The following is a 25529-nucleotide window of genomic DNA, read 5'->3' as shown; positions in this document are numbered from 1 at the left end:
CACCATCTGAAAACCAGAGCGGTTCCCTACACTTATAGAAGTAGGGGATCATTTTCTTGCCTCGTTATATATTTAAGTACGCTATAATTTATTATTTGTCTGATTAATAAATAACAATTAGCAGTTAGTAGTTTGAGTAGTGATAAAATATATTATTTTTTGTGGTTTCCAGAATTAAGTACTGCTAATGCAAATCGCTCCAATTTTTTGCTAACCAAATAATTTATTGTTCCTTCTTTATATTTGCCATCAGCGCCCTTAACTCCAGCCTCCATATCTGTCAGCAGTTCAATTCCTTCATCTATTGTTTTTACTGGATAAATATGAAACTGCTTTTTGCGAACAGCATTTACAACATCGTCATTTAATACAAGATTTTTAATATTTTGATATGGTATTATAACCCCCTGTTTACCATTTAACCCTCTAAGCTTGCACAGTTCAAAAAAGCCTTCGATTTTATGTGTTACTCCACCTACAGGCTGAATTTCTCCCTTTTGATTAACCGAACCTGTAACGGCGATATATTGTTTTAGTGGTACCTCTGAAAGACTTGATAATATAGCATATAACTCTGCACTTGAGGCACTATCTCCGTCAATACCCCCATATAATTGTTCAAAACACAGGCTTGCTGATAATGACAGCGGAAAATCCTGTGCATATTTTTGACCAATATAGCCATTTAATATCAAAACGCCCTTACTGTGAGATGTTCCGCTTAGTTCAACTTCTCTTTCGATATTCACAATTCCACTTTCTCCAATATAAGTAGAAGCTGTGATTCTAGCTGGTTTACCAAAAGAATAGTCTCCCATATCCATAACAGTCAAACCATTAATCTGTCCAACCTCTCTGCCATCCGTGTCAATCATTAGGGTACCTTCGTTTAACATATCTAACAGCTTTTTATCCAGCCTGTCATTTCTATAATTTTTTTCTTTAATTGCCTGCTTTACATGCTTAGCCTTTACATACTTTGCATTATCACATTCAGCCCACATACATGCTTCACATAATATTTCACAAATGTCATTAAACCTTGTTGACATTTTCCTTTGATCTTCAACAAGCCATGAAGCATACTCAACAACACTTGCAACACCTGATTTATCAAAATGAAGAGTATTTTCCTTTTTGCAAAAGCCACCTATAAAAGAGGCAAGCTTTAATATATTTTCATTACTTTTTTCCATTTCCTCATCAAAATCTGCCTTTACCTTAAACAGCTTTCTGAATTCCTCTTCATATTCATAAAGCAGATGGTAGATTGAAGAACTTCCAACTAAGATAACCTTAATATCTACAGGGATTGACTGTGGCTTAATGGCAGATACAGTCACCACACCTGTCTGATCCTTCATATTTTCTATGGTTATTTTCTTAGTCTTAAGTACTCTAGTAATTGCTTCGTATGCCTGTGGATTACTCAATACATCTTTTGCTTGAAGTATCATATATCCACCATTAGCTAAATGAAATAATCCAGGCTTTATTTTTGTATAGTCAGTTGAAACTGATCCAAATTCATTTTCGTACTCTATTTTACCAATTAAATTGGAATATGACGGGTTAAAATCAACAATTACTGGTGCACCTTTTAAATTGCTATTATCAACTAAAACATTTACTTTATATTTGTGCAAAGGTGTTTCTTCCTTTTGCATCCATGGGATAATAAGTTGAGGTTGTTCCTCACTAATTTCTTCTTCTTTAAATTCATCCAGATTGTTGAGTATATCCTGTTGAATATTTTCCAGATAGTCAACGATGTCAGAATATTTACTATACTTTTCCTTCAGATCATTAACCTGAACTCCTATTGCCAGTAATGCTATCCTGCTTTCCCACTCAGCAACTTTCTTTTTAGTCTCTTTTTCATTATTTTTTAGTTTTCGGATTATTTCCAATGTGTCCTGTTGTAGAATATTTGTCTTTTCATCTATTTGGTCTTTTATGTCATCATCTAAATTCTCAAATTCCTCTTCACTTAATGTTTTACCTTCTATTATTGGTAAAAAGTAAATGCCTGAACTTCCTGTATTAACCTTAAATCCTTGTGCTTCAGCATCCTGACTTAGCTTTGCAAGCAGTTCATCCCTTGTAGACTCATATTCATCTAAAATTTCTTCTTTCTCTTTTTCATACTTCTCATTATCAAAGGCATTTACAATCTCTTGCTTTATTGTTTTTACAAATTCTTCCATATCCTTTTGAAATACTTTTCCCATTCCAGCTGGAAGATTTATTGCCATAGGTTGATTTGGTTTATTGAAATTATAAATATAGCACCAATCATCAGGTACTTTTTGATTTATTGCAATTTCATTCACCAGTTGTCTTGCAAAGCTGGTTTTTCCAGTTCCTGTAGGACCTGCCATATAGATATTGTAGCCTCTTGTTTTCATTTTTAAGCCAAATTTCATAGCTTTAGCAGCTCTTTCCTGCCCAATTATTCCTTCATATGTACCTAGCTTTGAGGTATTGCTGAAAGGAAAGGAAGCTGTATCACATTTATTTTCTAATTCCTGATAAGTTAGTTCCCTTGGTATAGACATATATGCCCTCCGGTAATGTTATTTATTAGTTGCTAACTAACGCAGGTAAAAATTGTAGGTGTAAGAAACTTATAAATGGAAAGTTTGGTTAGAAATAATTGCATAAATTAAATAGCAAAAAAGCCGTGCTGTATGAATACAAGTATTTAGTATTAAGATAGTATTCGTGTACCTTTGCAATTGTTAAGTAAGTTCTAAGCTTCTATGCCGCAAAGCGACAAGATTGTCGGGTTTGCACACCATAAGCAATGAATGGTGAAAGTGTACGACGGCTTATACGCTGAGCAGAACAATTGCTAGTACTAGCAATTACCAATTTAATAAATTATTTCGGCAACAAACCATTGATAAGCCTCACGCACCGATAGTTCTTATGTGCGAAAGTTTATTTAGTTATTATGTCTCCACATAATTAATGCGTCCTCATTATTATCTGAATAGTATCTTTTCCGGATACCTTCAGCTTTAAAGCCATACTTTTCATACAATTTTTGTGCTGCAATATTGCTTTTGCGTACCTCAAGAGTAAGACTCTTTATCTCATTTTCATTGCACATATAAAGAATTCTTTCCATTATTGCAGAAGCTGCTCCGCAACGTCTGAACTCTGGATGCACGGCAATATTTGTTATATGCCCTTCATCAAATATCTTCCATACACCACCATACCCTATAACCCTGCCTCCTGAAACTGCTGCAAAGTAAAAGGCAAGCTTATTATCAACTAGTTCTTCTATAAATGAACTTCTTGACCAAGGTATCTTAAAGCTCAGGCTTTCTATTATCATTACATCATCTAGATGCTCCAATCCCATTTCAACTACTTCAATTTTGTCAATCATTTTGAGTTATCCTTTTTTCATTTATTTCTCGTTCACGTTCTGCCTGAGACTTTCTAAGATAAAAAGGTACCATATCAAAACAACTTTCTGCTTTTCCTTCTAAATGCAAATCTCGTGCCAGCAATGCTACTGAAGAAGCACTTGCCTGTGCAAAATTAGGAGGTGCTATACTTATTCTCTCACCTAACTCTGCAGTAAAATAATCTTTATGCAAACCGCTAGCATCTCCCAAAAAAATAACCTCGCCTTCCATTGGGCGAATAATCTCCACTAATTCATTTATATGTATCCCCAAATAATCTGTGAGTCTTTTAAGCTTTCCATCAACAAATCTATATATTGCAGTAAAAACCTGACTATTCCTTGCATCAATAATTGGACATAGCAGTGCCTTTGACATTTGCACATTATAAGCTAGAGCATCTAGCGTATAAACACTTATTACTGGTTTTTCGGCTGCAAACGCCATAGCCTTAATTGTTGTTACACCAATCCTAAGACCTGTAAATGAACCTGGTCCAATAGATGCCGCAAATACATCCATGTCCGCAGCACTAAGATTCACTTTTTCCAACAAACACTGAATCATTGGCATAAGCTTCTGTGAATGTGTTTTCCCCTTGTTGCAAGTATATTCCCCTATTATTATATCATCTTCTAATATTGCGACAGAAGCAACATTAGTGGATGTATCTACTGCAAGTATTCGCATACTAACCTCCCACGCCTACTTTCGGCGAAATTATAATGAACCTATCGGTAGAGAACATAAGATTTTCATAGGTATCCTCCTTTTTGACAACCTACTCTACCAACGCTGGCAAAAGCCACTTGTATTTATTGTAGTACGATATGGCACCATGTTTTAACAAAGCTATTTTTGAGTTTTTACAGCTTACTCTCATATCCAGAGTATCTGTCCCCAATAAATTCAATAGCTATTTCTCTCACATCAATACCTTTATTAAGATTTTTAGTAATTTTTATTCTAATTAATTCTCTTGGGAGTATATCTTCTATCTGCTCTCCCCACTCAACTATTGTAACACCCTGACCATTAATGTATTCTTCAAACCCTATATCAAACATTTCGTCAGAATCGGCTATTCTATAAACATCAAAATGATATAGCGGAAGCCTTCCTTCATATTCATTAACAAGTGTAAAGGTTGGGCTTGTTATATATGAAGTTATCCCAAGTGACTTGGCTATTCCATTTGTAAGCGCTGTTTTTCCTGTTCCCAAATCACCTGATAAGCATATTATATCACCACTATTCAATAGATATCCTAATTTTTTGCCAAAATCAACTGTTTCCTCAAAGGAATGTGTTTCAATTTTAATCATTATAAACTAACCTCCATGCCGACTCTAACTTAAAAAAGCGTTTGTTCGACAAACTTTATATTCAAGCAGCTTAAAATATATTTGCACACACGTAAATCTGTGCAAAAAGACATTTATAGCTTTATAGCATTATAATACTCTGCACTGGCGCAAACCTCTTGTGGTTTATTGATACTCTAATATGCACTATGTTAGCGTATACTTATTATTCAAGATTTTCGTATATAATATTTCCATTTATTATTGTTTTCTGTACCTTTGTCTTTAACTCAAAAGGATGTCCATCAAATATTACTATGTCTGCATCCTTCCCTATTTCAATAGAGCCAACCCTGTCATTTATTCCTATAATCTCAGCTGCATTTATTGTTATTGCCTTCATAGCTTCCTTCTCATCCATACCCTCTCTGGCAGCAATAGCCGCACAAAGACATAAATATTGCGCTGGCACACAAGGATGATCTGTCATAATAGCAACCTTAATGCCTAACTTTGATAAAATTCCTGGTGTCTCTAAATTTTGGTTTTTGAGTTCTATTTTTGATCTATCTGTAATAAGTGGCCCAATAATCACAGGCAAGCCTGTTTCCGCCAGTACCTCTTTAATCAAATAGCCTTCTGTACAATGATCTAAAGTGATATTGACATCAAACTCCTTTGCTATTCTAACAGCTGTCATTATGTCATCAGCTCTATGAACATGTGCCTTAAGCGGTATTTCTTTATTAAGCACCTGTACAAGTGAATCCTTCTTAAAATCAAAATCTGGCTTCTCATATTCATCAGGATTACTCATAAAGCTTTTCAAACGCTCTTTGTATTCCTTAGCCTCAAATAAGCTTTCTCTAAGAATAGCCGCTGTCGCCATTCTTGTCATTGGAGCCTGATGTTTTTCATTATATATAGTCTTAGGATTTTCTCCAAATGCAACCTTCATTGCTACAGGATGTTTAATAATCATTTCATCCACATAGCGTCCATAAGTTTTTAGAGCTGCAAACTGTCCACCAATTACATTTGCACTACCGGGACCTGTTACCACAGTTGTAACCCCATTTTCATATGCCTCAACAAAAGCTCTGTCAGCATGATAAATAGCATCAATTGCTCTTAAATGAGGCATTACAGGGTCTGTAGACTCATTCCCGTCATCTCCCTCAAACCCTACTGCATCTTCCCACATTCCTATGTGACAATGTGCATCAATCAAACCTGGAAGAACATATCCTCCCTTAGCATCTATCTGCAATACATCACGCTGAAGCATATTTTCAACTTCTTTTATATCCTGACCAATAGCAATTATTTTGCCATTATCTATTAGTATATATCCATTTTCAAAGTCTATATCAGTCATTGTTATTATTCTTCCATTGTAAATTAGCAGCATCAATATTTCCTCCACATAACACATTTAAGAATCAAAGCATTGTTATTCTAATCCTTTAAAGCCAGTCCATTTTTATTAAACGCCTAGATTCAAAATGAAATTTATCGTTTATTGAAAAAATCTCACTAGGATTCAGAGGCGTGTAAGCAGAGCAGAAAAAATTCTTACCGCCTGAAAGCCAAAGCGGTACCCGCCACTTATAGAAGTGTGGGACATTTTCTTGCCTAGTTATGATGCCTAGATTCAAAATGAAATTTTTCGATTGTGGAAAAATTTCATTACATTCAGCGGCATTTCATCGAAGCAAGAGATATTCTCACTGCCTGAAAACCATAGTGGTATCCACAACTCATAGAAGTGGATGACATTTAATTGCCTCGTTATATTATATCAATAAAAGCAGTAAAAATAAAAGCAAAAGAATATATGTAAAAAATAATTAGCATAGCGTTAATTTTAATATAAAAATGGTACTATTAAAAACCTGTTTAAGAATATACTTTTTATAGAGTCATCAAAAAAATTTTAAAGGTAGTGATTTACATAGAAGAAATATCAAAGTTTCACACTGTTCGTGGTTACCAACTACTATCTCAAAATAAAAATCTTCTAACCTCCGGAATGGAAGACTACCTTGAAATGATATACAGAAATAGTCTTACTGATGGCTATATGCGTATAAACACTATTTCTGAACTTCTTAATGTTTCCGCTCCATCAGCTACAAAAATGGTTCAAAAGCTTACTAAACTAGGTTTGCTTGATTATAAAAAATATGGAATTATTTTTTTAACTGAAAATGGACGTGAAATAGGTAAATTTTTATTAGAACGTCATAACTTAATAGAAGCATTTTTAAAGAATTTAGGTGTTACAGATAATATACTTGTTGAAACCGAACTAATTGAACATTATATTTCGGCTAACACTCTGTCAAAAATTTCGCTTTTTAATAGTTTTCTTAGTCAAAACCCTGAAATAGTTAAAAAGTACAACGAATTTTCAAATTCAAACAATAGCGATTAATATTCTATGTTATCAAATGAATTAAGGTTGCAGATAATCTGCTTATACCTTTTATGCTTTTACTTACGTACAACTTATATAAATGGGATTAACATTTACCTATACTCTGCATAATGTTTTCCTATAATGGCTCACCGCATTTCATATCCTTATATTACTGTTTTAGCATCCATAAAATAATAAATTAAAATTAAATAATATTGAGTTGTAACACATTATAATAACATCACATATTTTAGATTAGGTAAATCAATTTAGGCTAAGCTAAAGTTGTTAGCGGAGTATAAAACTGCTGAGGTGTTATCAATTGTTGGAAAAAAACTATATAACAAGTGCAGATGCACAAGAACCCTCCTTGTCTGCTGTAAAAAATATAAATAATCCCAAAGTAAAATTTAATAAGTTTAGAAATGCTCTTCGTTTTTTAGGGCCTGCCTTTATAGTAAGTGTCGCTTACATAGACCCGGGTAACTTTGCAACAAATATCAGCGGAGGTTCCAAGTTTAACTATAATCTGATTTGGGTAATTCTATGGAGTAATCTAATGGCAATCTTTTTGCAATTTCTTTCAGCAAAGCTGGGTATTGCAACTGGGTATAATTTACCGCAAATGTGCGGAAAAGTTTTTTCACGGAAAACTAATTGGTGTTTTTGGATTGTTGCTGAACTAGCAGCAATGGCTACAAATCTTGCAGAATTTCTTGGATGCACTCTTGGACTTTATCTACTTTTTCATATACCTATGCCTATCGCTGGAATAATTACTGCAAGTGTTACTTTTCTAATAATATACTTGGGCAAATATGGTCAGAGAGTGCTAGAAGCACTAATTTCACTATTAGTTGCAGTAATCTGTATAGCCTATACCTTAGAGGTTTTCTTGGCAAAGCCTGACTGGGCGTCTGCAGGACTGCACGCCTTGATTCCATCACTTCCTAATGGCGAAGCTGTAATGATTGCTGTTGGTATGCTAGGTGCTACCGTAATGCCACATGTTATTTTTTTACACTCACAGCTGGTTCAAGAAAGAAATACTCACACTTCAGATGTAGCAAAAAAACAGCACCTGAAAATGGAAAGGCTTGACATAACCATTGCAATGAATATAGCTTTTATCATTAATGCTTCTATGGTTATTGTATCTGCTGCCGTATTCTATCGAAATGGCTTAGTGGTTGAAACTATAGAGCAAGCTCACCAATCACTGTCACCACTTTTAGGAGCCGCTTCAAGTGGAGCTTTTGGGTTAGCATTAATTGCTTCCGGACTATCCTCTTCAATTGTAGGAACTATGGCAGGAACTACTATAATGCAAGGCTTTGTTGGATTAAAGGTAAGCGATAATGTAACAAGAATTGTTACCATGCTGCCAGCAATGATTATTATTCTAATTGGTATAAATCCTATGCAGGCTCTGATAATTAGCCAAGTCATATTAAGCTTTATCCTTCCTGTTGCAATAATTCCTATGTTAATTATCACAAAACGTAAGGATTTGATGGGTGCTTTAGTCAATAAACCTTTGACAAATGTTGTAGGGGCTATTATCACAAGCATAATTATTGCTGCAAATGCTATATTGCTGTTTCTTACATTTACTGGGGGCGTATAAGTCCATAAAATAAAATGATTTCAGCTTTATAATCGTCTATAATAAGTTTTAAATGATATTTTTATTAAATGTGAAAAGAATTTTTTATCTATAATAATTAAATTCTTCCTTCTGGTTACTGGTTAAGAATTAAATCACTAACCAGAAGAAATTTTTATTGTGCCTTACCACAAACTTATTTAAGAAATTTCATTACCTAGCAATTCAAATCGCTCTAAATCTATACTATATAATAGTTTTTTCCCACTTCTTGTTATTACGATTGGGATACCTTTTTGCTGAAGTTCTTTTATATTCTGTCTAATCAATGTATTACCTTTTTCAGTCTCTTTTGTTAGTTCATCTATGTCCATACCCTCATCTGCAAACAAAGCATTTTGTATAAGAATATATATAATTCTTTTATGCAATATGTTAAATAAACTAAATATTTCATCTCTAAGCATACTATCATAAAAGCACAGTTTTTCTAATGCTTCAGATAACTTTTCTATTAAACTTATTAGTGAATTTTCTATAACATTTAAAAACATTAATATAAATGGCGTAATATCTCCCTTATTCTTTTTATTATTACAATCATCAAATGCCTTGTAATAAGAACTTTTATTATTTTTTATTGTATAAGATATTCTTAAAGCAACTAGTATATTTAAATGATTATTTAATAAGTAACTACTGATATACCTGCTAACTCTACCATTCCCGTCATAAAACGGATGCGCATAGCCAAATAGATAATGAAATATACATATCCTAATTAAAAAGGCAATATTATTATCTTTTAAGACTTCTAGCGACTTAGTCATAAAATCTATTAAACTGTTCTCAGGATATATACCTTTATGCTTTTCTTTATCAGTTGCAGAATAAACCGAAACTTCACTTTTTCTAAATATGGCCCCATCTGGTAAATCATTTTTATCAATTTCATCTAATGCAATATCATCGTATAATTTTCTTATATCTTCACAATTATTTAAAGATAAAACATCATTAGAAATTAATTTCTCATATTTTTTGACAATCCCTATAAATCTAGCATGTTTATTGCTAGTATTATTATTTAATGCATCTGTTATTTCCTTTCTTGTACTATAAATACCCTCAATATCATTAGTAAGCATGATTTCATCTACTAAATTTTTTAAGATATATTTATTCATAGCTACACCTGGAAGCTGCTTACAAACATTCTCTAATTGCATGTTTTTTAAATAGATGCTTTCTATTTTTGTGCACAACTCATTGGTAACTATAAAAAAAGCTTTATAGTCATTTAAATTAATAGGCAATTTATAGCTAGCTTCACTATTAAATCTCTGCTGATATATTTTATCGTACTGTTCACGATTTTTATAATAAATTGATGATAATAGTTCGTAGTTCATCATACCGCCTCATTTTTTATATATTATAATATCTTATCTATAAGATAATACATTTCCTTATCATTTGTCAACAATTTTGATAAGAATATCAACGATATTCTATATTCCATGTCACTATTTCTTGAAATAATATTATTCCATTTCATCTGTTATTGATTGTCTTATTTACAAATTATCAATATTTGACAATTGAAATCAAAAATCTTTAAGCATTATCTCCATAAGTATTTGAACTAAAAAATCAAAAGCACAATACAATATGCTTACTATAAATCATTCAAAAAGCCAAAGGCACTAATAAGGTATTGCATTTAAATTCTATTTATTCTATGATTTAATAAGTCTAAGCATGAAACTATTTAAAGTACAGTAGATAAATATGTTTAGGAGGACTTACTTTGCTTGAAATATATATGGTTAATCTTGAAAATAATTTAGATAAAGAAGCTTTTGATACTCTGCTCTGCTATGTGTCTGAAGATAAAAAAGCCCAAATACATAGATTTTATCATTTTGAAGATTCACAAAGAGCACTTATCGGCAATGTATTATCAAGATACGCAATCTGTAAAGGCTTAAATATAAAAAATTCCGATATTACTTTTGATAAAAATGAATATGGAAAGCCATTTCTATCAAGTCAGAATAATTTTCATTTTAACATCTCTCATTCTGGAAAATGGGTAGCTTGTGCAGTAAGTGATTATCCCGTCGGTATCGATGTGGAGGTAATTAAAAATATAGGATTTGACATAGCTAAAAGATTTTTTTCGAAAAATGAATATGATGAACTTCAAAAACAGCCTGATGATCAAAAACGAGCATATTTCTATAAGCTGTGGACATTGAAGGAAAGCTATATAAAAGCAGTAGGCAAAGGACTTTCAATTCCTCTCGACTCCTTTACAATAAGCGTTGAAAAAAGTGCTATCGTCAATTCAAATGAAGCCCTTATAGATTATTCTCTGCTTCATTTCTCCCTTGACGAAAGCACCTTTTTTGCAGTTTGCGCCAAAAATATTGATTCTTATAAAAAAATTGTTTTTGATGTAAAAGAATTCTATAACGAAGCATGCAAAACTCTGTGAATAAGTGTATAAGGCTATCTATTTAGCATTAATAAATATCACTCAACCATAAAACTTCTGGTCATTTTATGCTTTTGGAATAATACAATATCACAAGTCCTGCTATATTCCGTTAATTGGCTTTAGTAAAAATCGCTTTTCACATAAATATTATGTAAAGCCTATATCAATAAGTACTTTTTGATATTATACAATCTATCGTACTGTTAATAATTTCTGCAATTTCTGGAATTTTATCATTTATAAAAAAGTGATCTCCTTCAAATTCATATATTGGGCATTGTAGCAAGGTGTGTTTCTCCCATTCCTTCACTTCATTATAGAAAACTTCAGGATCTGCCTTACCATTAAAAACTGTAATTCCATAATTAAACTTTTTGTCACAGTCTATGTATTTATATTCTTCAATAATCCTATAGTCAGCTTTTAAAATTGGAACAAATATGTCGCATAATTCTTTATTTTTAATGAGTTCATCACTTGTTCCTCCTAGTTTGCAAATTTCCTCTAAAAACATATTATCAGGTAATCTGCTTAGATATCTTTCTGCTCTCTTAATGCTTGGAGGATATCTGCCTGAAACAAATAAATGTAAGGGCTGTCTTTCATTTGTATCCATAATTTTGCGACATAACTCAAAAGCTATTATAGTTCCCATGCTATGGCCATAGAACGCATAATCGCAGTCCCTAATTATTGGTTTTATAGTATTATACATACCATCAACTGCACTGAGTATACTTTCATAAAAGCTTTCACTAATGCGTCGGCCTCTGCCAGCTAATTCTAATGGAGTTACCTCTATATTGCTATCTATATATTTCTTCCATTTATAATATATTGCTGCCGAACCACCCGCATGTGGTAAGCAAAATAATTTAATTTTACTCACTTTTAGCTAACATTCCTTTCGTTTTATTCAACAAAAAGTAATGAAACAACTATAGGAAATGTTTTACTCCTAAGTGCTTCCTCAAATATATATAACCCATCTTCATAAACTTAATAAATCTGTACCACAATAACCTATTTTGTAATATTATAAAAAACGTGAAATTTATAATCCCAAAAATAATATTATAAAATTTCTAATACTTCAACAAAATATTTACCGCTAGGAGCATTAACTTCAACCAAATCTCCAACTTTTTTACCGTATAAAGCCTTACCCAAGTCTGCTTCTATACTTATGTGCATTTTCTTTACATCTGCATCCATAGTAGTAACCAACGTTATAATATCTTCTTCATTATCTTCAATAAATTTTATTCTAGCCTTTGTATTTATTCCAAGCTTAGTCTTATCTGTATTTTTATCATCTATCACTGTAGCTGTTGAAATAATGGTCATTAGCTGCTGAATTCTATCATCGTTTGCATTAAATCTTTCACAGGCTTCTTTGTATTCTGCATTTTCTGATCTATCTCCATGTTCAGCGGCAATCAACTTTTCTCTAGCTATCTCATTCCTTTTAACATTCATCCTATAATCCAGTTCTTCTCTCAATTTTTGAATATTTTCTTCTGTAAGAATATGGCTCATAAATTCTTGTAACCTCCCAAATAATCTATACCTATATAAATATACGGCTATATACTTCTATAGTGAATAATATTCTCTTATGCAATATTACTACCATTAAAATAATCAATCTTTATGGTTGTCCATCTTAATAACAACTAGCCTCTTTCTCTAATTGAATTATAATCAAAAATACTCTGAACGTTTATTCATTATTACCTTTATGTACCTTAAATTGGACAATCAATTTTATTATCAAAGTTATCTTAATACATTTTATGCTTTCGATAAGCAAAATTCAATGAATTCTTCCATATTAGTATCCTTAACTAATCTTAAATTTTCACAAAATCTTTTTAACTCTGCTTATTCACGTATAGTATATTTGCTACTTGTTGGAAAAATTTTAATATATTCTTTTTTACGATCATCCCCTTTTTTTCAAAAGGAATTTTAGCTTTTACCAATACATTTTCTAAATCAGGATTATTATATATAGGTACTATGTAGTCATATGCCCAATGTCCTTTAAACATTGACTTATTTATATAATCTTCTTTCTCTTTTTCTGTACAATCATCTGTATCCATAATCGTGAAAATCTTAAAATCTGGAGACAATCTTCTTTTCTTTTTTTCAAAGACAATCTCCACATCCTCAAAATATTTTAATAACGCATCAAGCGATTTAAATCTCGAATCATTCAAAATATTCATTAAACTTGTAATCTGTATTGATTTTTCGCCCTTTTATCACTTATCACCTCCATTTTTAACCTTAAATTAGACTTAATATAGTCACATATCTGTTTCTCACTCTTTCCATGTACAATAACAATTGCTTTTAAATAGCAGGGTTCACGTTTCATAATTCGTTCCCCCTATTCCATCATTTCTAATAGCTCATCAAAATCAAGATCTCTAGCAATTGGAATTCCTCCATACATACCTTTTAAATATCTGTTACGATAGTTCAAATTTGGATGTGTTCTATCTTCAAAACTTGTAATTGGTATTAATTCTTTATTGGCATCCTTATCTACAACAAATGTATAAATACATTCCGCATTTATATCCGATTCTAAAAGCATAGTATTGTGTGTTGTAATTATTAATTGTCCTTTAATTGAATCAGTAATATTGCATAAAATATTATTGATTAGCAAGTCGTGAATACCTGTATCTAATTCATCAATAATAACCGTTTCTCCTTCAACACTCATAAATAAAAAAGGAATTATTTGTAGCAGGTATTGCGTTCCTGTAGATTCCAATTCAAAATCAACATCAACTACTTTTCCATATATCAATTTTTTAAAAAACGAACTATATCTTATATTTCCATCAATAGCCTCTCTTTTATAGTAAGCTTCTTTTATATCAGAATATGCTAGAGTAAAAAACTCATTTACCATTCTTTCTGCGCTCTCTAATTCTCGTTCATCTTCAATAGAAATTATTCCCTTACTAAGATCACTTAATATTTTATGGCTAAGTCCCATATTTCCTCTTTCAGAACCATATCCTAACTTTACGCGAATTGACATTGTCATAAATGCGGCCAAAACCTCGTAAAGACGTTCATTGATTCTTTGTTTAACATATCCCTCAGCCTTATCTCCAATTTCAAAGATATGCTTACCTTGTATCAGACAAAAACTGTCAACTATGAGAGGAGCATATCATAGCAATTGGCTCTGTAAATATTACCTGTTTACTATTTTGCCTTAACTATAACATAGAACATTGTAAAAAAATTTTATTTTACTATACTCAAAATAACTTCCCCTACTTTGCTGGAATAAATTTTACCTTTCCGTGTTCGGGTGCTGACCCAGTATGAGACCAAACTATAACCTTCGTACCATTAGCATTCTTTTCACCGCTTGCATTAACAAGCAATTTTTGATTGCCATAATCTCTAATTGTACAGAAGGAAGTATACTTATTGATTCTCCACGTATGTGAAAGAGCAGCTGATTGCAACTGAGCCCCGTTCTTTGATGATGGTTGCCCTATAGCTCTTCCGTCATAATGAATTGTGTACGCAGGTCCACGGTCTTCAATGTAATTTACCAGTTTTACACTAAACGGCTTTTCAGGTTTTTTGTCCGAAAGTTCCAACCACAAAGTACCATTCGCATTTACCGGATAAATGTACTTACCTAAGATTTGTATATAATATTCGCCAGTCTTCAAAATGTCACCAGCTTCTTTTGGTAAAACATTAATGTCAAATGTATCAACTTTTTTACCGTCATACTGAACTTCGACTGTCTTTATTCCACCAGTTGTAAACGCTCTGCCCTGTGTTAATTCCACCGTACGTGACGTGATAAATTTAAGCTTTGAATTGTCAACAATACTGCGAACTCCATTTTCATCTTGATAATGTACAATAAGACCCTTTACATCAAAGCCATCGCCTATTAAATACATTCTATTTTCTGGATACGCAACTAAGTAGCATCTAGGATTTATGGGCTCAGGCTTAGGTTTCTCATAAGTTGAAGTAGGTAGTTTTCCACCTATTTTTAGTCTTGATACGTTAATGGAACCAACCTTCCCATCCTTCACCACTAGTGTGTAATTTATTGTATCTTCTGCTCTATTAAATACAATTCGTCCATCTGGTCCAAATATATCATTATAGGTGTTATAAAACAATCCTCGGCTTGATGTTTTCATAACTAAATATGTGGAAGTGACTTGTTTTCCAGTATCCATGTCAAATAGAGCGTTCAAGCTATTTCCTACATTAATTGAAACTGTACCACCAATACCTCCCCACCCATCTTCTAAAAATTCCTTGTTGTTAATGGCTCCTGGTAAACTGCAGGGAGTTGTAATTTTGGAGGTGTTGAAGTTAAATATGCCATACTTCCCAGTGGCATAATCCTGAATATTGTAATAGCCATCCTCACCCCATGAAATAGATTTATAATTACACGCTAAAATTACTTTACCAGTTGCGTCAACCATACCCCATTTCCCACTTTTCTTTACAAGTGCATAGGGTTTTGTTTTTTCTTCCCAAGAGTAGGTATCAATATCCTCATACTCAAATGGAAGAATTGTTTTTCCATTTACATTGATAAGCCCCCACTTGTTGTTCTTTTTCACCCACAGAGTATCACTAACACTTACCGTAGTACAGACTGAACCCTTTATACTTTCTATAGAATAGGTTTTACCAGTCTTTAATGACAATAGCTTCTTAGGAGAAAATACAAGCTTACCAGTATCATCTCCTTTTTCTCCAAGTATAGTATACCCATTCACAATAAGATAGTTTGAGCGCTTTTCTGTTCCAGATATCTTGGTTCCATTGGGTTTTAATATAGCTTTGCCCATTTCTGTAACAAACACCTTGCTATCAGAATCATAGTCTAAATGCTCAGTACTTCCAAAAGGGATAATAATTTTGTTGCTGAAATCAATAACTCCAAATCGAGCGGCAGATTCTTTGATACCTTCGTATCCACATTTATATGTTAGAGCCAATGACAGTTCAGGGATTACCTTCATTTGGGCACCAGGAGCGTACCATCCTACTGCAGAGTTACCCCAAATGCCTCCGTGATATTGGGCGGTTACAATAATGCCTTTCGGTCCCACAATACCCGACTCAAGGTGGGATTTAAATATTACCTCTCCACCAGTATCCATTTTCATACGAATTCTTTTTGTGGAGAGTTGGTCATAAACCATATAGGCTCCTGTTTGTGGGTAGTCTCTAATAGAAGCTGGATTTATATTAAAAGGGTATGGTCCGCCTTTTAGTACTTCTTTACCGTTTTTATCAATAATTTGAGCATATACTAATGTTCTTTCACGAGAATCTCTGTTGTTTGTACACTCTTCAGTAACATTAACCACTTTTGCTGTTGGTACTAAAGCATATCCCCCATAGAAATCAAATACTACAGCAATCCTGTTTTCACCAATATCAGGCATAATGAATCCATATATAGTGCCTCCTTCAGCATCTCCTAAATCTTCATACCCTTTAGGAAGAACATACTTATTTGGTGCAACAATTTCCTTTCCTAATGCCAGGTTCCAATAGCCTATGTATGTCTTTCCGTTTGTTTTTTTAGATATACGGCATATGCCCTCCGATGGCAGTCCTACCGCATCATAATTACATGGAATGACTTCTTTGCCTTTACTGTCAAGCAATCCCATTTTTCCATTTCGAGTTGCCTGAACATACCCGTCAACGAAAATGGTTTCATTTTTCTTATTTTGGTTGGTTGATTTTGTTTCGCTACGTTCTTTGTGTAAGTAATACGCCTCTATACTATCATAGATTGGTTGAACAACGAAGACTCCGTTCTTGTCAACTAGTCCGTATTTGTTGTTCAACTCTACCTTACGCAATCCTGAATCAAAGAAAACATTGAGGGTCTTTTGATAGTCGGATGTGGTGCCAAGCCATGTGACATCACTGTCATAGTAGTTTTGATTCTCAGCTGTATTAGTGGACTCAGCAGTTGATGTATTACTGTCTGCCGCTATTGCCGAATAAGGCAGCAGGGTCATTACCATACACAGAATTAGCATAATACTCATAAGTCGTTTCATCATATATTGTTCCTCCTATTCAAGCATTGTTGTTTAAGGCGTAGAAAGTCTATTACCCAAATTAAGTCTATCATAATTTTTATCGACAAAACTTTCATTTCATAAACAATAATTTTTTTGACATGAATCATTATTCTTTTACATAAATATGGTGAGAGTATTCCAATTTTATGCTGAAATTAGCTTGGATGCTAAAGTATGGGTGGAAATTTAATGCTTTAGATTGGGTATGTTAAAATAATAATGAGTTTTTTAAGAATTGTAATATAAGTATATTCGCCCTCATTATATGTTGGGGTAGAATAAAGGTTTCTAAGGCAAATAAAAACCCCAGAAACCATATGATTTCTGAGGTCTTTGAATTCTTCTTTTGAAGAATATTATCTCTTTGAGAACTGTGATGCTTTTCTTGCTTTCTTGAGACCGTATTTCTTTCTTTCCTTCATTCTTGGGTCTCTTGTTAAGAAGCCTGCTTTTTTGAGAGCTGGTCTGAGTTCTTCATCAGCCTTTAAAAGTGCTCTTGAGATACCATGTCTAATTGCACCAGCTTGACCTGTGAAACCACCACCAACTACTGTGCATATAACATCAAACTTAGAAAGTGTATCAGTAAGAGTTAATGGCTGCTTAACTATAACTTTCATTGTTTCTAATCCGAAATAATCATCTAAAGTTCTGTCATTTATTAATATCTTGCCCTCACCAGGAACAAGTCTAACTCTCGCTATTGATTTCTTTCTACGTCCTGTACCGTAGTAATATACCTTTGCCATTTTAAATTCTCCCTCCCTTAAATATCTAAATCAAGTACTTCAGGTTTCTGTGCTTGGTTAACATGCTCTGAACCAGCATATACCTTAAGTTTTCTAAACATTTGTCTGCCAAGACTATTCTTTGGAAGCATTCCTTTTACAGCTAATTCAATAGCTCTCTCAGGATACTTTTCTAACAAATGTCTGTACTTGATCTCCTTGAATCCACCTGGATGCTGAGAGTGAGTTTTGTGAGTTTTTTGTTCAAGCTTCTTACCAGTTAAAACTACTTTTGCTGCGTTTAGTACAATTACATGATCACCAGTATCACAATGTGGTGTATAAATTGGCTTATTTTTACCTCTTAAAATACTAGCAATTTGACTTGCTAATCTTCCAAGTGGCTTACCTTCTGCATCAACAATGTACCATTTTCTTTCAACTTGTTCAGCCTTTGCCATGAAAGTCTTCATTCTTTAATACAACCTCCTCTAAAATCTATAACCTTTTTATGTTAACAGTTAATTTCCATATTTATAAAAGTAACCGTTTAGGACACTTACATATTTTAATATAGACAAATCACCCTGTCAAGTATAAATTGCAGATAATTTAATTTACCTCTCATTCTCTCTCTATTTATCTCAATATATCTCTCATTCTCTTGTATAATCATTTTTCATTTCACTTTTTTATTTAAATTCTAAAAACCCCTTAAACGGCTGAAATATATAGGTGTGGAAGACTTTTAGAAATAGTTGAAACATGAAATAAGTATATTAAATGTTATTAAATCAGTATTCATCTATGATTAAAGTTGGTCAGCAACCTCTAAGTATTTTTGCAAAATAGGCACTTCAAAACAGCATTATCTGTATATGGATATTTTATTTCAAGAAATAGTACTAAGCAGCAATATATATCTAATTGCGAAGTTCGGTTAGAAATTGATGCTAGAAATAATAAGTGAAGAACAATTTGTAGCCGACATAGCCGAAGTCATTAGCTGTGAATATTGACCCAAGACAAGATGCCTTGGTAATATTGTCGGCGAAAGTGCTTGTTCTTCACCCCATAAAATTGAAATAGCAGCAACTAAATCTGATAACCAAATATTATCAATGGAGCAATTATGCAATTAAGTAATGAACCAGTAGCAATTGAAGCTGCGAAAAGTGTTTTTTTCAGCGTCATTTTCGTGATCGATCTATAGATATATATTATACGGTAGTACTTTTTAAAATACTCTATGTACAAACACAGAATTAATAAAATATCTCCATCAAATATAGCCCCTCAGCAGGTGCGGTTTTACCGGCTCTGGTTCTATCTAAGCTATCAATTATCAATGGTATTTCATCTGCGTCTATCCTTCCCATTCCTACATATACTAAGGTTCCTGCAATTATCCTTACCATATTGTACAAAAAACCATTGCCTGTAACTTCTATGCTGATTATATTGTCTTCCTTTTTTTCAATCTCCAAACTGAATATTTCTCTCACAGTGCTTAAAACCTGTCCACCTGTTGACTGAAAAGCAGCAAAATCATGTTCTCCAATAAAGTACTTAGCCGCTCTTTTCATTTTTTCAATATCAAGCTTTGGTCTTACATGATATGATCTGTTTTTCATAATTGCAGAAGCATGTGCATCATTATATACTAAATATCTGTATCTTTTACCTTTAGCAGAATATCTTGAATGAAAATCTTCTGAAACCTCTTCAGATTGCTTAATAACGATATCACTTGGTAGCAGATTATTTATTGCATAAGAAAACTTATCTCCTGGAATTTTTGAATCTGTAACAAAGTGGGCAATTTGACCATATGCATGTACTCCAACATCCGTTCTGCTGCAACCAATAATCCCCACTTGATTTCCCAATAGCTTTGAAATGGCCTTTTCAATAGTTTCCTGTACGGTAATTACATTTTTCTGTATCTGCCATCCATGATAGTTCGTACCGTCATACTCAATTTTTAACTTTATTTTTCTCATTTTCCACCTATGAATATTTATTAAAAATTAATTATAACTAATCTACATTTCGATTAATATAATTTTCAAAAAAATTATAAAAACATATCGTATTTACACTATTATATTATGCATTGTAAGTTTAACAAGTTGTCCTAATTCTTTTATTTCAGAAAAAAAATATAATTTTAGTAAAGTGGTACACTCGTACCTGTATAAGAAATAAGTTATTTACCTAAAAACTCAGTTCAAAATAAATTAGTAAACAAATTAGTAAATTAAGTTTATTTAATTAGTTACTACCCATCTAATTATGCTGTTTACGATAAGCAGGCTTATATTTAGAACTTATATCGCTTACTACCTATTGTCCACTGCTTATTCTAAGTCTTATAACCTGCTCTTATTAAGAAATGTATTGAAAAACCAACACCCACACCATAAATGAAATGGTAATTGCTGCTACAATGGCATCATTCTCGGTAAAATTAAGCTGCTTCAATCTCGTTCTTCCTTCACTGCCTCTATAACACCTTGCTTCCATTGCGGTTGCCAGTTCATCTGCTCTCCTGAAAGCACTGATAAATAGTGGAATTAATACTGGAATAAAGCTTTTTGCTCGTGCAATTAAATTGCCATTATCAAAGTCTGCACCTCTAGAGGATTGCGCCTTGATTATTTTATCTGTCTCCTCAAGAAGTGTAGGAATAAATCTTAACGCTATCGTCATCATCATAGATATTTCATGAACTGGCACATTAATTCGTTTAAGAGGCCCTAAAAGCTTTTCAATTCCATCTGTAAGAGATATGGGCGTAGTTGTATAGGTTAATAAGCTGGCAATGATTATTAGCAAAAATAGCCTAATAGCCATCTTAATAGCAACATTTACACCTTCATATGTAGGTTTAAGAAAGCCAAGTTCAAAAATAGGAGTGCCACTTATTGTAAACGTATTAATAATTGCTGCAAAAATAACTATAAATAAAATAGGCTTTACACCCTTTAATACAAATTTAACAGGTATCTTTGACCCAATGATAGTTATTGCAGTAAAAATGGCAAGGGACAAATATCCCCAATAAGTCTCTATCATAAAAATGAATATCATCATTATAAACGTAAGTGTAATTTTCGTTCTAGGGTCAGCCTTATGTAAAAGCGAATCCCCTGGTATATACTGTCCAATTGTTATATCTCTAATCATACTTTCTCCAAAAAGCGCTGCCTTTTGATAGTTCTCCCTTCTAAAATCATTATGTCCATAAGTTACAAGCAAAGTTTTAGTAATAGTTTATTCTTTGCTTTCCTTCTTAATTGATATAGCTTATGCTTGGAAATAGAAGTTTACAAACGCGTAGCTACTATTTTCTAATCAAATACTTAGCTAATTCCTTAGAAGCTTCTTCAACGGTAAAAACATTCTCATTAATATTTGGAAATGATTTTTTAAGTCTTTTCATTAAATAAGTAATTTGAGGAGCTGATAACCCTATTTTCTCTAAAGCTTCAGGCTCAGCATATACCTCCCTCGATGGTTTGTCCATAAATACAGAGCCTTGATTCATAACAATTACTCTATCTGTTAGTCTTGCTACATCTTCCATGCTGTGAGAAACGAGAATGATTGTCATATTGAAATCCTTATGCAGCTTTTTAATATATCCAAATATCTCATCTCTTCCTATTGGGTCTAAGCCTGCTGTAGGCTCATCTAAAACCAATATTTTAGGCATCATTGCAATGACTCCGGCAATCGCTACTCTTCTCTTCTGACCACCAGATAACTCAAATGGAGATTTATCAAGAATAGATTCATTAAGTCCAACTGATTCCAAGGATTGAATAACTCTCTTATCTATTTCCTCTTGGCTTAAGCCCTGCTTAATTAATCCAAATGCAATGTCTTTCTTTACAGTTTCCTCAAAAAGCTGATGCTCAGGATACTGAAACACAATCCCAACCTGGCTTCTTAATTCTTTCAAATTTTTTTGCTGCGTGTTTATATTATTGATAATTACATATCCCTTAGTTGGCTTCAAAATACCATTTAAATGCTGAATCAATGTAGACTTTCCAGAACCTGTATGGCCTATAATTCCTACGAACTCTCCATCATTTATCTCAATATTTATATCTTGCAGAGCAGTTTTCTCAAAAGGCCCTCCATCCATATAAGTATAATACAAATTTTCTATTTTAATTGACATACTTATTGTTACTCCTAAAAAATATTTACTTAACCCCTTTTAATAACAGGTAGCATTAATATCAAACATGCATTTTGCACGAAATCCATCTAAGGCTTAAGTCCTTAATAGAAACTTCTATATTTATTATTTACAGTAATATCGCTTGTACTACTATATTTTAAATATAGAATGAATATTATCAGTATAATATTACAATTCTAATTTAATGCCTGTCAATCTATCATACCATAATAATGTTGTATTATCGAAAAATTATTTCACAAAACTGTGCATAATTTAAGTTTTATAATTTCGAACTATGTGCAATGAGTTAAGATGCATGACATAAATAGTTCTTTTAAATATAATTTTTCTATACTTAAATATGAAATAGTATTTACAAATAAACACTGATTTAATATTGATTATATAGTATCAATTATATATTATTATATTAAACTAATAAGAAATTCAAACTTCACAGTTAAAAACTACTAAGTTGAATCATTACTAATTCTAGCAATTATTTTGTCAACAAACCATTGATAAGTTTGAACACTCATATACTAACCTAGTTTAATAGGCTGAAGATTAACGAATATCCTGTTTAAAGCCTACTATTTAAGATATGGTAGCAAGGTCAGATGATATATCAAATAATTTCAAGAAATATGAGACTCGAAAGTGCACCATGCAAGCACATACTATACTATCGAGTTAACTTGTCAACAAACCATTGATGATTCTACCACACAATCAGATTTTATATGTGCAAGTTTGAGTAATATCATTATGCTCAGAGTAATTTTAAATAAAACCTTGGAGGCAAATAACATATATGAATCAACACTATTATACAGAAAATCCAGATTCGGAAATAAAAGAAAAAACCTTTATTGAAAATTTATCTGGTATACAAATGAAATTTACGTCAGTAAGTGGAGTATTTTCATTTGGCACTAAAATTGATAAAGCTTCCTCTAATTTAATTAAAAACTTTAACCCCACTGGAAAAAATGTACTTGATATAGGCTGTGGTTACGGAGCTATCGGGCTATACATTAAAGCTATCTTTCCTGAACAAAAGGTAACTATGATTGACATAAATAACAGAGCTTTAGACTATGCAAAAAGTAATGCAAAAACAAACAATCTTGAAGTTGAAATTTTAAACAGCAATTTATTTTCATCATTATCTAATAGGGTATTTGATGATATAGTTTCAAATCCCCCTATTGCTGCTGGAAAAGAACTAAACACCCATTTAATTGAAGAAGCTTATCACCATATATCAGAAAATGGCTCATTATGGCTAGTAGCTTTTCATAATAAGGGAGGTTCCACACTTAAAAACATAATGATGAATGTCTTTGGAAATGTCTTAGATATAGATAAAAGCGGCGGAATTAGAGTATACAAAAGTATAAAAAACACTTAACTAACACTAATATTAGCAGCTTTTACTATTTACTATATTTATACTTCAGCAAAAATGCTAAGAAAGATGCTGATATATATCATTAATTAAGTCAAACGCTTCATCCACTGTTAGCGGCAAATTATCAACCTTTAAGCCTTGTTTCATTAGAGAGTACATCAGTTCTGTTACTTGAGGCACATCTAATCCAAGGCTTTTTATCCTATCCACCTCACTAAATACTTCTTTGGGTGTTCCATCTAATACAATACTTCCATTGTCAATAATTATAAGTCTTTTAGCTAATGCAGCTTCATCCATATGGTGTGTGATGTGTACTACTGTTATATTTTCTTCTTTATTCAGTTTTCTTAATATATTTATAACTTCTTTACGTCCTACTGGGTCTAGCATAGAAGTGGCTTCGTCTAAAATAATGCACTGTGGCTTCATTGCAAGAATTCCAGCAATTGCAACGCGTTGCTTCTGACCTCCAGATAAAAGATGTGGTGCATTCTCTTTTAAGTGGCTAATACCAACTGTTGCTAACGCATCGTCTACCCTTGTTCTTATCTCACTAGGGTCAACCCCTAAATTTTCAGGGCCAAATGCAACATCTTCCTCAACTGTAGTAGCAATTATTTGATTGTCAGGATTTTGAAACACCATTCCTGCTGTACTTCTAATATCCCAAACATTATTTTCATCTGCTGTATCCATTCCCATTACTAACACTCTACCCTTTTTAGGTATTAGTAATGCATTTAAAAGCCTTGCCATTGTTGATTTCCCAGAACCGTTTCTTCCTAGAACAACAACAAACTCGCCACTTTGAATATTGATACTAATGTCTTTAACTGCTTGAATATCATTACCGATATCATCATATACGGTATATGAATAATTAACATTATTTACTTCAAAAATATTCTTTTTCACTAACTACCTCCAAAAAAGCTTAAATGTACGATTTATAACTAAGCAAAAGAGAATTTGCTACCCATCCATATCTATTTTTATTTTAGTAAAAGTTCCTTTTAGTATTTATTTCCTACATCACTATAATATTATACTAAAGCAGAAACTAATTATATATGTACTTAAAGATTCTTATATATCTTCATAAATAATCTTTATATCATAAACAAAGCTTGGCTACTTTAAATAAATATAGGGACTAAGCACTCCTTAGTGCCTAATCCCCAATTTTTGTTTTGATCACTAAATAACCAAAGTTGACAATCAACAGTGCTAATGTTTAAAACGTCTCTTAAACAAGCTCTAAGATTACCATTTCAGCAGCATCGCCTCTTCTTGGTCCTATTTTGTAAATTCTAGTGTATCCACCATTTTTACCTTTATACTTAGGAGCAATCTCATCAAAAAGCTTATCTGTGATATTAATGTTCTTACCATCAGCTGTCTTTGGTCTGTATACCCAATTCATCATAAGTCTTCTTGCATGAAGTCTTGAAGGATTATCAACAGACACCATATCAGTCTTTACTTCTCTATCTATAACATAGTATTTATTACCATTTTTTGAAGTCTTAGCATCAGTAAGCTTATTACCTTTACTATCAACTTTAGCACAACTTACCTTAACAGACTTTGAAGTAAAGTTATCAGCTTCTTTAATTGCTAGTGTTATAAGTTTTTCTGCAATATTTTTAACTTCTTTAGCTCTCGCCTCAGTAGTTTGAATTCTACCACTTACAAATAAGGCTGTTGTCAGATTCTTTAATATTGCTTTTCTTTGGTCTGACGGACGACCTAACTTTCTATAACCTGGCATTACTATATCCCTCCTTGCTCAATATTTTAA

At 32.5% G+C, this 25529-nt stretch carries 23 protein-coding genes; 4 read left to right on the top strand and 19 right to left on the bottom strand.

The window, feature by feature from the left end:
* Positions 1 to 152 precede the first annotated feature (152 nt).
* The 5 genes from EHE19_RS04025 to EHE19_RS04005 all read right to left on the bottom strand — a co-directional run bounded on the left by EHE19_RS04025 (position 153) and on the right by EHE19_RS04005 (position 6137).
* The gene (locus tag EHE19_RS04025) at positions 153 to 2558 is read right to left on the bottom strand and encodes a Lon protease family protein (protein ID WP_137698006.1); all 2406 of its coding nucleotides are present in this window, start codon (positions 2556 to 2558) and stop codon (positions 153 to 155) included.
* A gap of 389 nt (positions 2559 to 2947) precedes the next feature.
* Positions 2948 to 3400 (bottom strand): ribosomal protein S18-alanine N-acetyltransferase, encoded by a 453-nt coding sequence (gene rimI / locus EHE19_RS04020; RefSeq protein ID WP_137698005.1) that lies wholly within the window; start codon positions 3398 to 3400, stop codon positions 2948 to 2950.
* A complete protein-coding gene (gene tsaB / locus EHE19_RS04015; protein WP_137698004.1) occupies positions 3393 to 4112 on the bottom strand; it encodes a tRNA (adenosine(37)-N6)-threonylcarbamoyltransferase complex dimerization subunit type 1 TsaB in 720 nt (239 codons plus the stop codon). The genes rimI and tsaB overlap by 8 nt, the downstream gene beginning before the upstream one ends.
* Positions 4113 to 4288: 176 nt before the next feature.
* Complete coding sequence (gene tsaE, locus EHE19_RS04010; RefSeq protein WP_137698003.1) at positions 4289 to 4747, bottom strand: tRNA (adenosine(37)-N6)-threonylcarbamoyltransferase complex ATPase subunit type 1 TsaE; 459 nt, start codon at positions 4745 to 4747, stop codon at positions 4289 to 4291.
* A gap of 205 nt (positions 4748 to 4952) precedes the next feature.
* A complete protein-coding gene (locus EHE19_RS04005) occupies positions 4953 to 6137 on the bottom strand; it encodes an amidohydrolase (protein WP_137698002.1) in 1185 nt (394 codons plus the stop codon).
* Between the two features lie 543 nt (positions 6138 to 6680).
* Between EHE19_RS04005 and EHE19_RS04000 the strand changes: the two genes are divergently transcribed.
* Both EHE19_RS04000 and EHE19_RS03995 read left to right on the top strand, forming a co-directional pair.
* Positions 6681 to 7163: a metal-dependent transcriptional regulator gene (locus tag EHE19_RS04000; RefSeq protein WP_137698088.1), complete on the top strand. Its 483-nt coding sequence runs from the start codon at positions 6681 to 6683 to the stop codon at positions 7161 to 7163.
* Between the two features lie 307 nt (positions 7164 to 7470).
* Positions 7471 to 8775: an Nramp family divalent metal transporter gene (locus tag EHE19_RS03995; protein ID WP_137698001.1), complete on the top strand. Its 1305-nt coding sequence runs from the start codon at positions 7471 to 7473 to the stop codon at positions 8773 to 8775.
* A 179-nt stretch (positions 8776 to 8954) separates the two neighbouring features.
* Here EHE19_RS03995 and EHE19_RS03990 read toward each other — a convergent pair whose 3' ends face one another.
* Positions 8955 to 10166: a Fic family protein gene (locus tag EHE19_RS03990; protein ID WP_171003595.1), complete on the bottom strand. Its 1212-nt coding sequence runs from the start codon at positions 10164 to 10166 to the stop codon at positions 8955 to 8957.
* A 398-nt stretch (positions 10167 to 10564) separates the two neighbouring features.
* Between EHE19_RS03990 and EHE19_RS03985 the strand changes: the two genes are divergently transcribed.
* A complete protein-coding gene (locus EHE19_RS03985; protein WP_137697999.1) occupies positions 10565 to 11254 on the top strand; it encodes a 4'-phosphopantetheinyl transferase family protein in 690 nt (229 codons plus the stop codon).
* A gap of 166 nt (positions 11255 to 11420) precedes the next feature.
* Here EHE19_RS03985 and EHE19_RS03980 read toward each other — a convergent pair whose 3' ends face one another.
* From EHE19_RS03980 to EHE19_RS03935, 11 genes are all read right to left on the bottom strand, one after another.
* Positions 11421 to 12146: a thioesterase II family protein gene (locus EHE19_RS03980; RefSeq protein WP_137697998.1), complete on the bottom strand. Its 726-nt coding sequence runs from the start codon at positions 12144 to 12146 to the stop codon at positions 11421 to 11423.
* A gap of 185 nt (positions 12147 to 12331) precedes the next feature.
* Positions 12332 to 12796, bottom strand: coding sequence for a transcription elongation factor GreA (gene greA / locus EHE19_RS03975; RefSeq protein ID WP_137697997.1), 465 nt, complete (start codon positions 12794 to 12796; stop codon positions 12332 to 12334).
* A gap of 335 nt (positions 12797 to 13131) precedes the next feature.
* Positions 13132 to 13482: a hypothetical protein gene (locus EHE19_RS19545; protein ID WP_205314725.1), complete on the bottom strand. Its 351-nt coding sequence runs from the start codon at positions 13480 to 13482 to the stop codon at positions 13132 to 13134.
* Between the two features lie 8 nt (positions 13483 to 13490).
* Entirely contained in the window at positions 13491 to 13643 is a 153-nt protein-coding gene (locus tag EHE19_RS19540) for a hypothetical protein (RefSeq protein WP_205314724.1), read from the bottom strand.
* 12 nt (positions 13644 to 13655) lie between these two features.
* On the bottom strand, positions 13656 to 14327 hold the full coding sequence (locus EHE19_RS03965) for an AAA family ATPase (protein ID WP_137697996.1): 672 nt from the start codon (positions 14325 to 14327) through the stop codon (positions 13656 to 13658).
* 235 nt (positions 14328 to 14562) lie between these two features.
* On the bottom strand, positions 14563 to 17364 hold the full coding sequence (locus EHE19_RS03960) for a WG repeat-containing protein (RefSeq protein WP_137697995.1): 2802 nt from the start codon (positions 17362 to 17364) through the stop codon (positions 14563 to 14565).
* 377 nt (positions 17365 to 17741) lie between these two features.
* The gene (rpsI, locus tag EHE19_RS03955; RefSeq protein ID WP_137697994.1) at positions 17742 to 18134 is read right to left on the bottom strand and encodes a 30S ribosomal protein S9; all 393 of its coding nucleotides are present in this window, start codon (positions 18132 to 18134) and stop codon (positions 17742 to 17744) included.
* Between the two features lie 17 nt (positions 18135 to 18151).
* Entirely contained in the window at positions 18152 to 18586 is a 435-nt protein-coding gene (gene rplM, locus EHE19_RS03950; protein WP_137697993.1) for a 50S ribosomal protein L13, read from the bottom strand.
* A 792-nt stretch (positions 18587 to 19378) separates the two neighbouring features.
* Positions 19379 to 20116 (bottom strand): tRNA pseudouridine(38-40) synthase TruA, encoded by a 738-nt coding sequence (truA, locus tag EHE19_RS03945; RefSeq protein WP_137697992.1) that lies wholly within the window; start codon positions 20114 to 20116, stop codon positions 19379 to 19381.
* Between the two features lie 385 nt (positions 20117 to 20501).
* Positions 20502 to 21302 carry an energy-coupling factor transporter transmembrane component T family protein gene (locus tag EHE19_RS03940; RefSeq protein ID WP_137697991.1) on the bottom strand — a complete coding sequence of 267 codons (801 nt, stop codon included), beginning with the start codon at positions 21300 to 21302 and terminating at the stop codon, positions 20502 to 20504.
* Positions 21303 to 21459: 157 nt separating this feature from the next.
* A complete protein-coding gene (locus tag EHE19_RS03935; protein ID WP_137697990.1) occupies positions 21460 to 22305 on the bottom strand; it encodes an energy-coupling factor transporter ATPase in 846 nt (281 codons plus the stop codon).
* Between the two features lie 820 nt (positions 22306 to 23125).
* On the opposite strand from EHE19_RS03935, the gene EHE19_RS03930 reads away from it, so the two are divergent.
* Positions 23126 to 23725: a class I SAM-dependent methyltransferase gene (locus EHE19_RS03930; protein ID WP_137697989.1), complete on the top strand. Its 600-nt coding sequence runs from the start codon at positions 23126 to 23128 to the stop codon at positions 23723 to 23725.
* A gap of 57 nt (positions 23726 to 23782) precedes the next feature.
* Here the strand turns inward: EHE19_RS03930 and EHE19_RS03925 are convergent, their stop codons facing one another.
* Together EHE19_RS03925 and EHE19_RS03920 are read right to left on the bottom strand one after the other, a co-directional pair.
* Positions 23783 to 24643, bottom strand: a complete 861-nt coding sequence (locus EHE19_RS03925) for an energy-coupling factor transporter ATPase (RefSeq protein WP_137697988.1) — start codon at positions 24641 to 24643, stop codon at positions 23783 to 23785.
* 331 nt (positions 24644 to 24974) lie between these two features.
* Positions 24975 to 25499, bottom strand: a complete 525-nt coding sequence (locus EHE19_RS03920; protein WP_137697987.1) for a bL17 family ribosomal protein — start codon at positions 25497 to 25499, stop codon at positions 24975 to 24977.
* Positions 25500 to 25529: the final 30 nt, after the last annotated feature.

The organism is Ruminiclostridium herbifermentans, assembly GCF_005473905.2.
Lineage (GTDB): Bacteria > Bacillota > Clostridia > Acetivibrionales > DSM-1351 > Ruminiclostridium > Ruminiclostridium herbifermentans.
Note: the sequence above shows the minus strand (reverse complement) of the source record. Positions and strands in the feature narration are given on the sequence as shown.

What these genes read in the sequence shown, in the direction of transcription:
- EHE19_RS03920 (WP_137697987.1), bottom strand. Translation starts at nt 25,499, where the DNA reads ATGCCAGGTTATAGAAAGTTAGGTCGTCCGTCAGACCAAAGAAAAGCA.
- EHE19_RS04005 (WP_137698002.1), bottom strand. Translation starts at nt 6,137, where the DNA reads ATGCTGCTAATTTACAATGGAAGAATAATAACAATGACTGATATAGAC.
- rplM (WP_137697993.1), bottom strand. Translation starts at nt 18,586, where the DNA reads ATGAAGACTTTCATGGCAAAGGCTGAACAAGTTGAAAGAAAATGGTAC.
- truA (WP_137697992.1), bottom strand. Translation starts at nt 20,116, where the DNA reads ATGAGAAAAATAAAGTTAAAAATTGAGTATGACGGTACGAACTATCAT.
- EHE19_RS03965 (WP_137697996.1), bottom strand. Translation starts at nt 14,327, where the DNA reads ATGACAATGTCAATTCGCGTAAAGTTAGGATATGGTTCTGAAAGAGGA.
- EHE19_RS03940 (WP_137697991.1), bottom strand. Translation starts at nt 21,302, where the DNA reads ATGATTAGAGATATAACAATTGGACAGTATATACCAGGGGATTCGCTT.
- EHE19_RS04025 (WP_137698006.1), bottom strand. Translation starts at nt 2,558, where the DNA reads ATGTCTATACCAAGGGAACTAACTTATCAGGAATTAGAAAATAAATGT.
- EHE19_RS03930 (WP_137697989.1), top strand. Translation starts at nt 23,126, where the DNA reads ATGAATCAACACTATTATACAGAAAATCCAGATTCGGAAATAAAAGAA.
- EHE19_RS19540 (WP_205314724.1), bottom strand. Translation starts at nt 13,643, where the DNA reads ATGAAACGTGAACCCTGCTATTTAAAAGCAATTGTTATTGTACATGGA.
- EHE19_RS03935 (WP_137697990.1), bottom strand. Translation starts at nt 22,305, where the DNA reads ATGTCAATTAAAATAGAAAATTTGTATTATACTTATATGGATGGAGGG.
- rimI (WP_137698005.1), bottom strand. Translation starts at nt 3,400, where the DNA reads ATGATTGACAAAATTGAAGTAGTTGAAATGGGATTGGAGCATCTAGAT.
- EHE19_RS03960 (WP_137697995.1), bottom strand. Translation starts at nt 17,364, where the DNA reads ATGATGAAACGACTTATGAGTATTATGCTAATTCTGTGTATGGTAATG.
- tsaE (WP_137698003.1), bottom strand. Translation starts at nt 4,747, where the DNA reads ATGATTAAAATTGAAACACATTCCTTTGAGGAAACAGTTGATTTTGGC.
- EHE19_RS03990 (WP_171003595.1), bottom strand. Translation starts at nt 10,166, where the DNA reads ATGAACTACGAACTATTATCATCAATTTATTATAAAAATCGTGAACAG.
- greA (WP_137697997.1), bottom strand. Translation starts at nt 12,796, where the DNA reads ATGAGCCATATTCTTACAGAAGAAAATATTCAAAAATTGAGAGAAGAA.
- tsaB (WP_137698004.1), bottom strand. Translation starts at nt 4,112, where the DNA reads ATGCGAATACTTGCAGTAGATACATCCACTAATGTTGCTTCTGTCGCA.
- rpsI (WP_137697994.1), bottom strand. Translation starts at nt 18,134, where the DNA reads ATGGCAAAGGTATATTACTACGGTACAGGACGTAGAAAGAAATCAATA.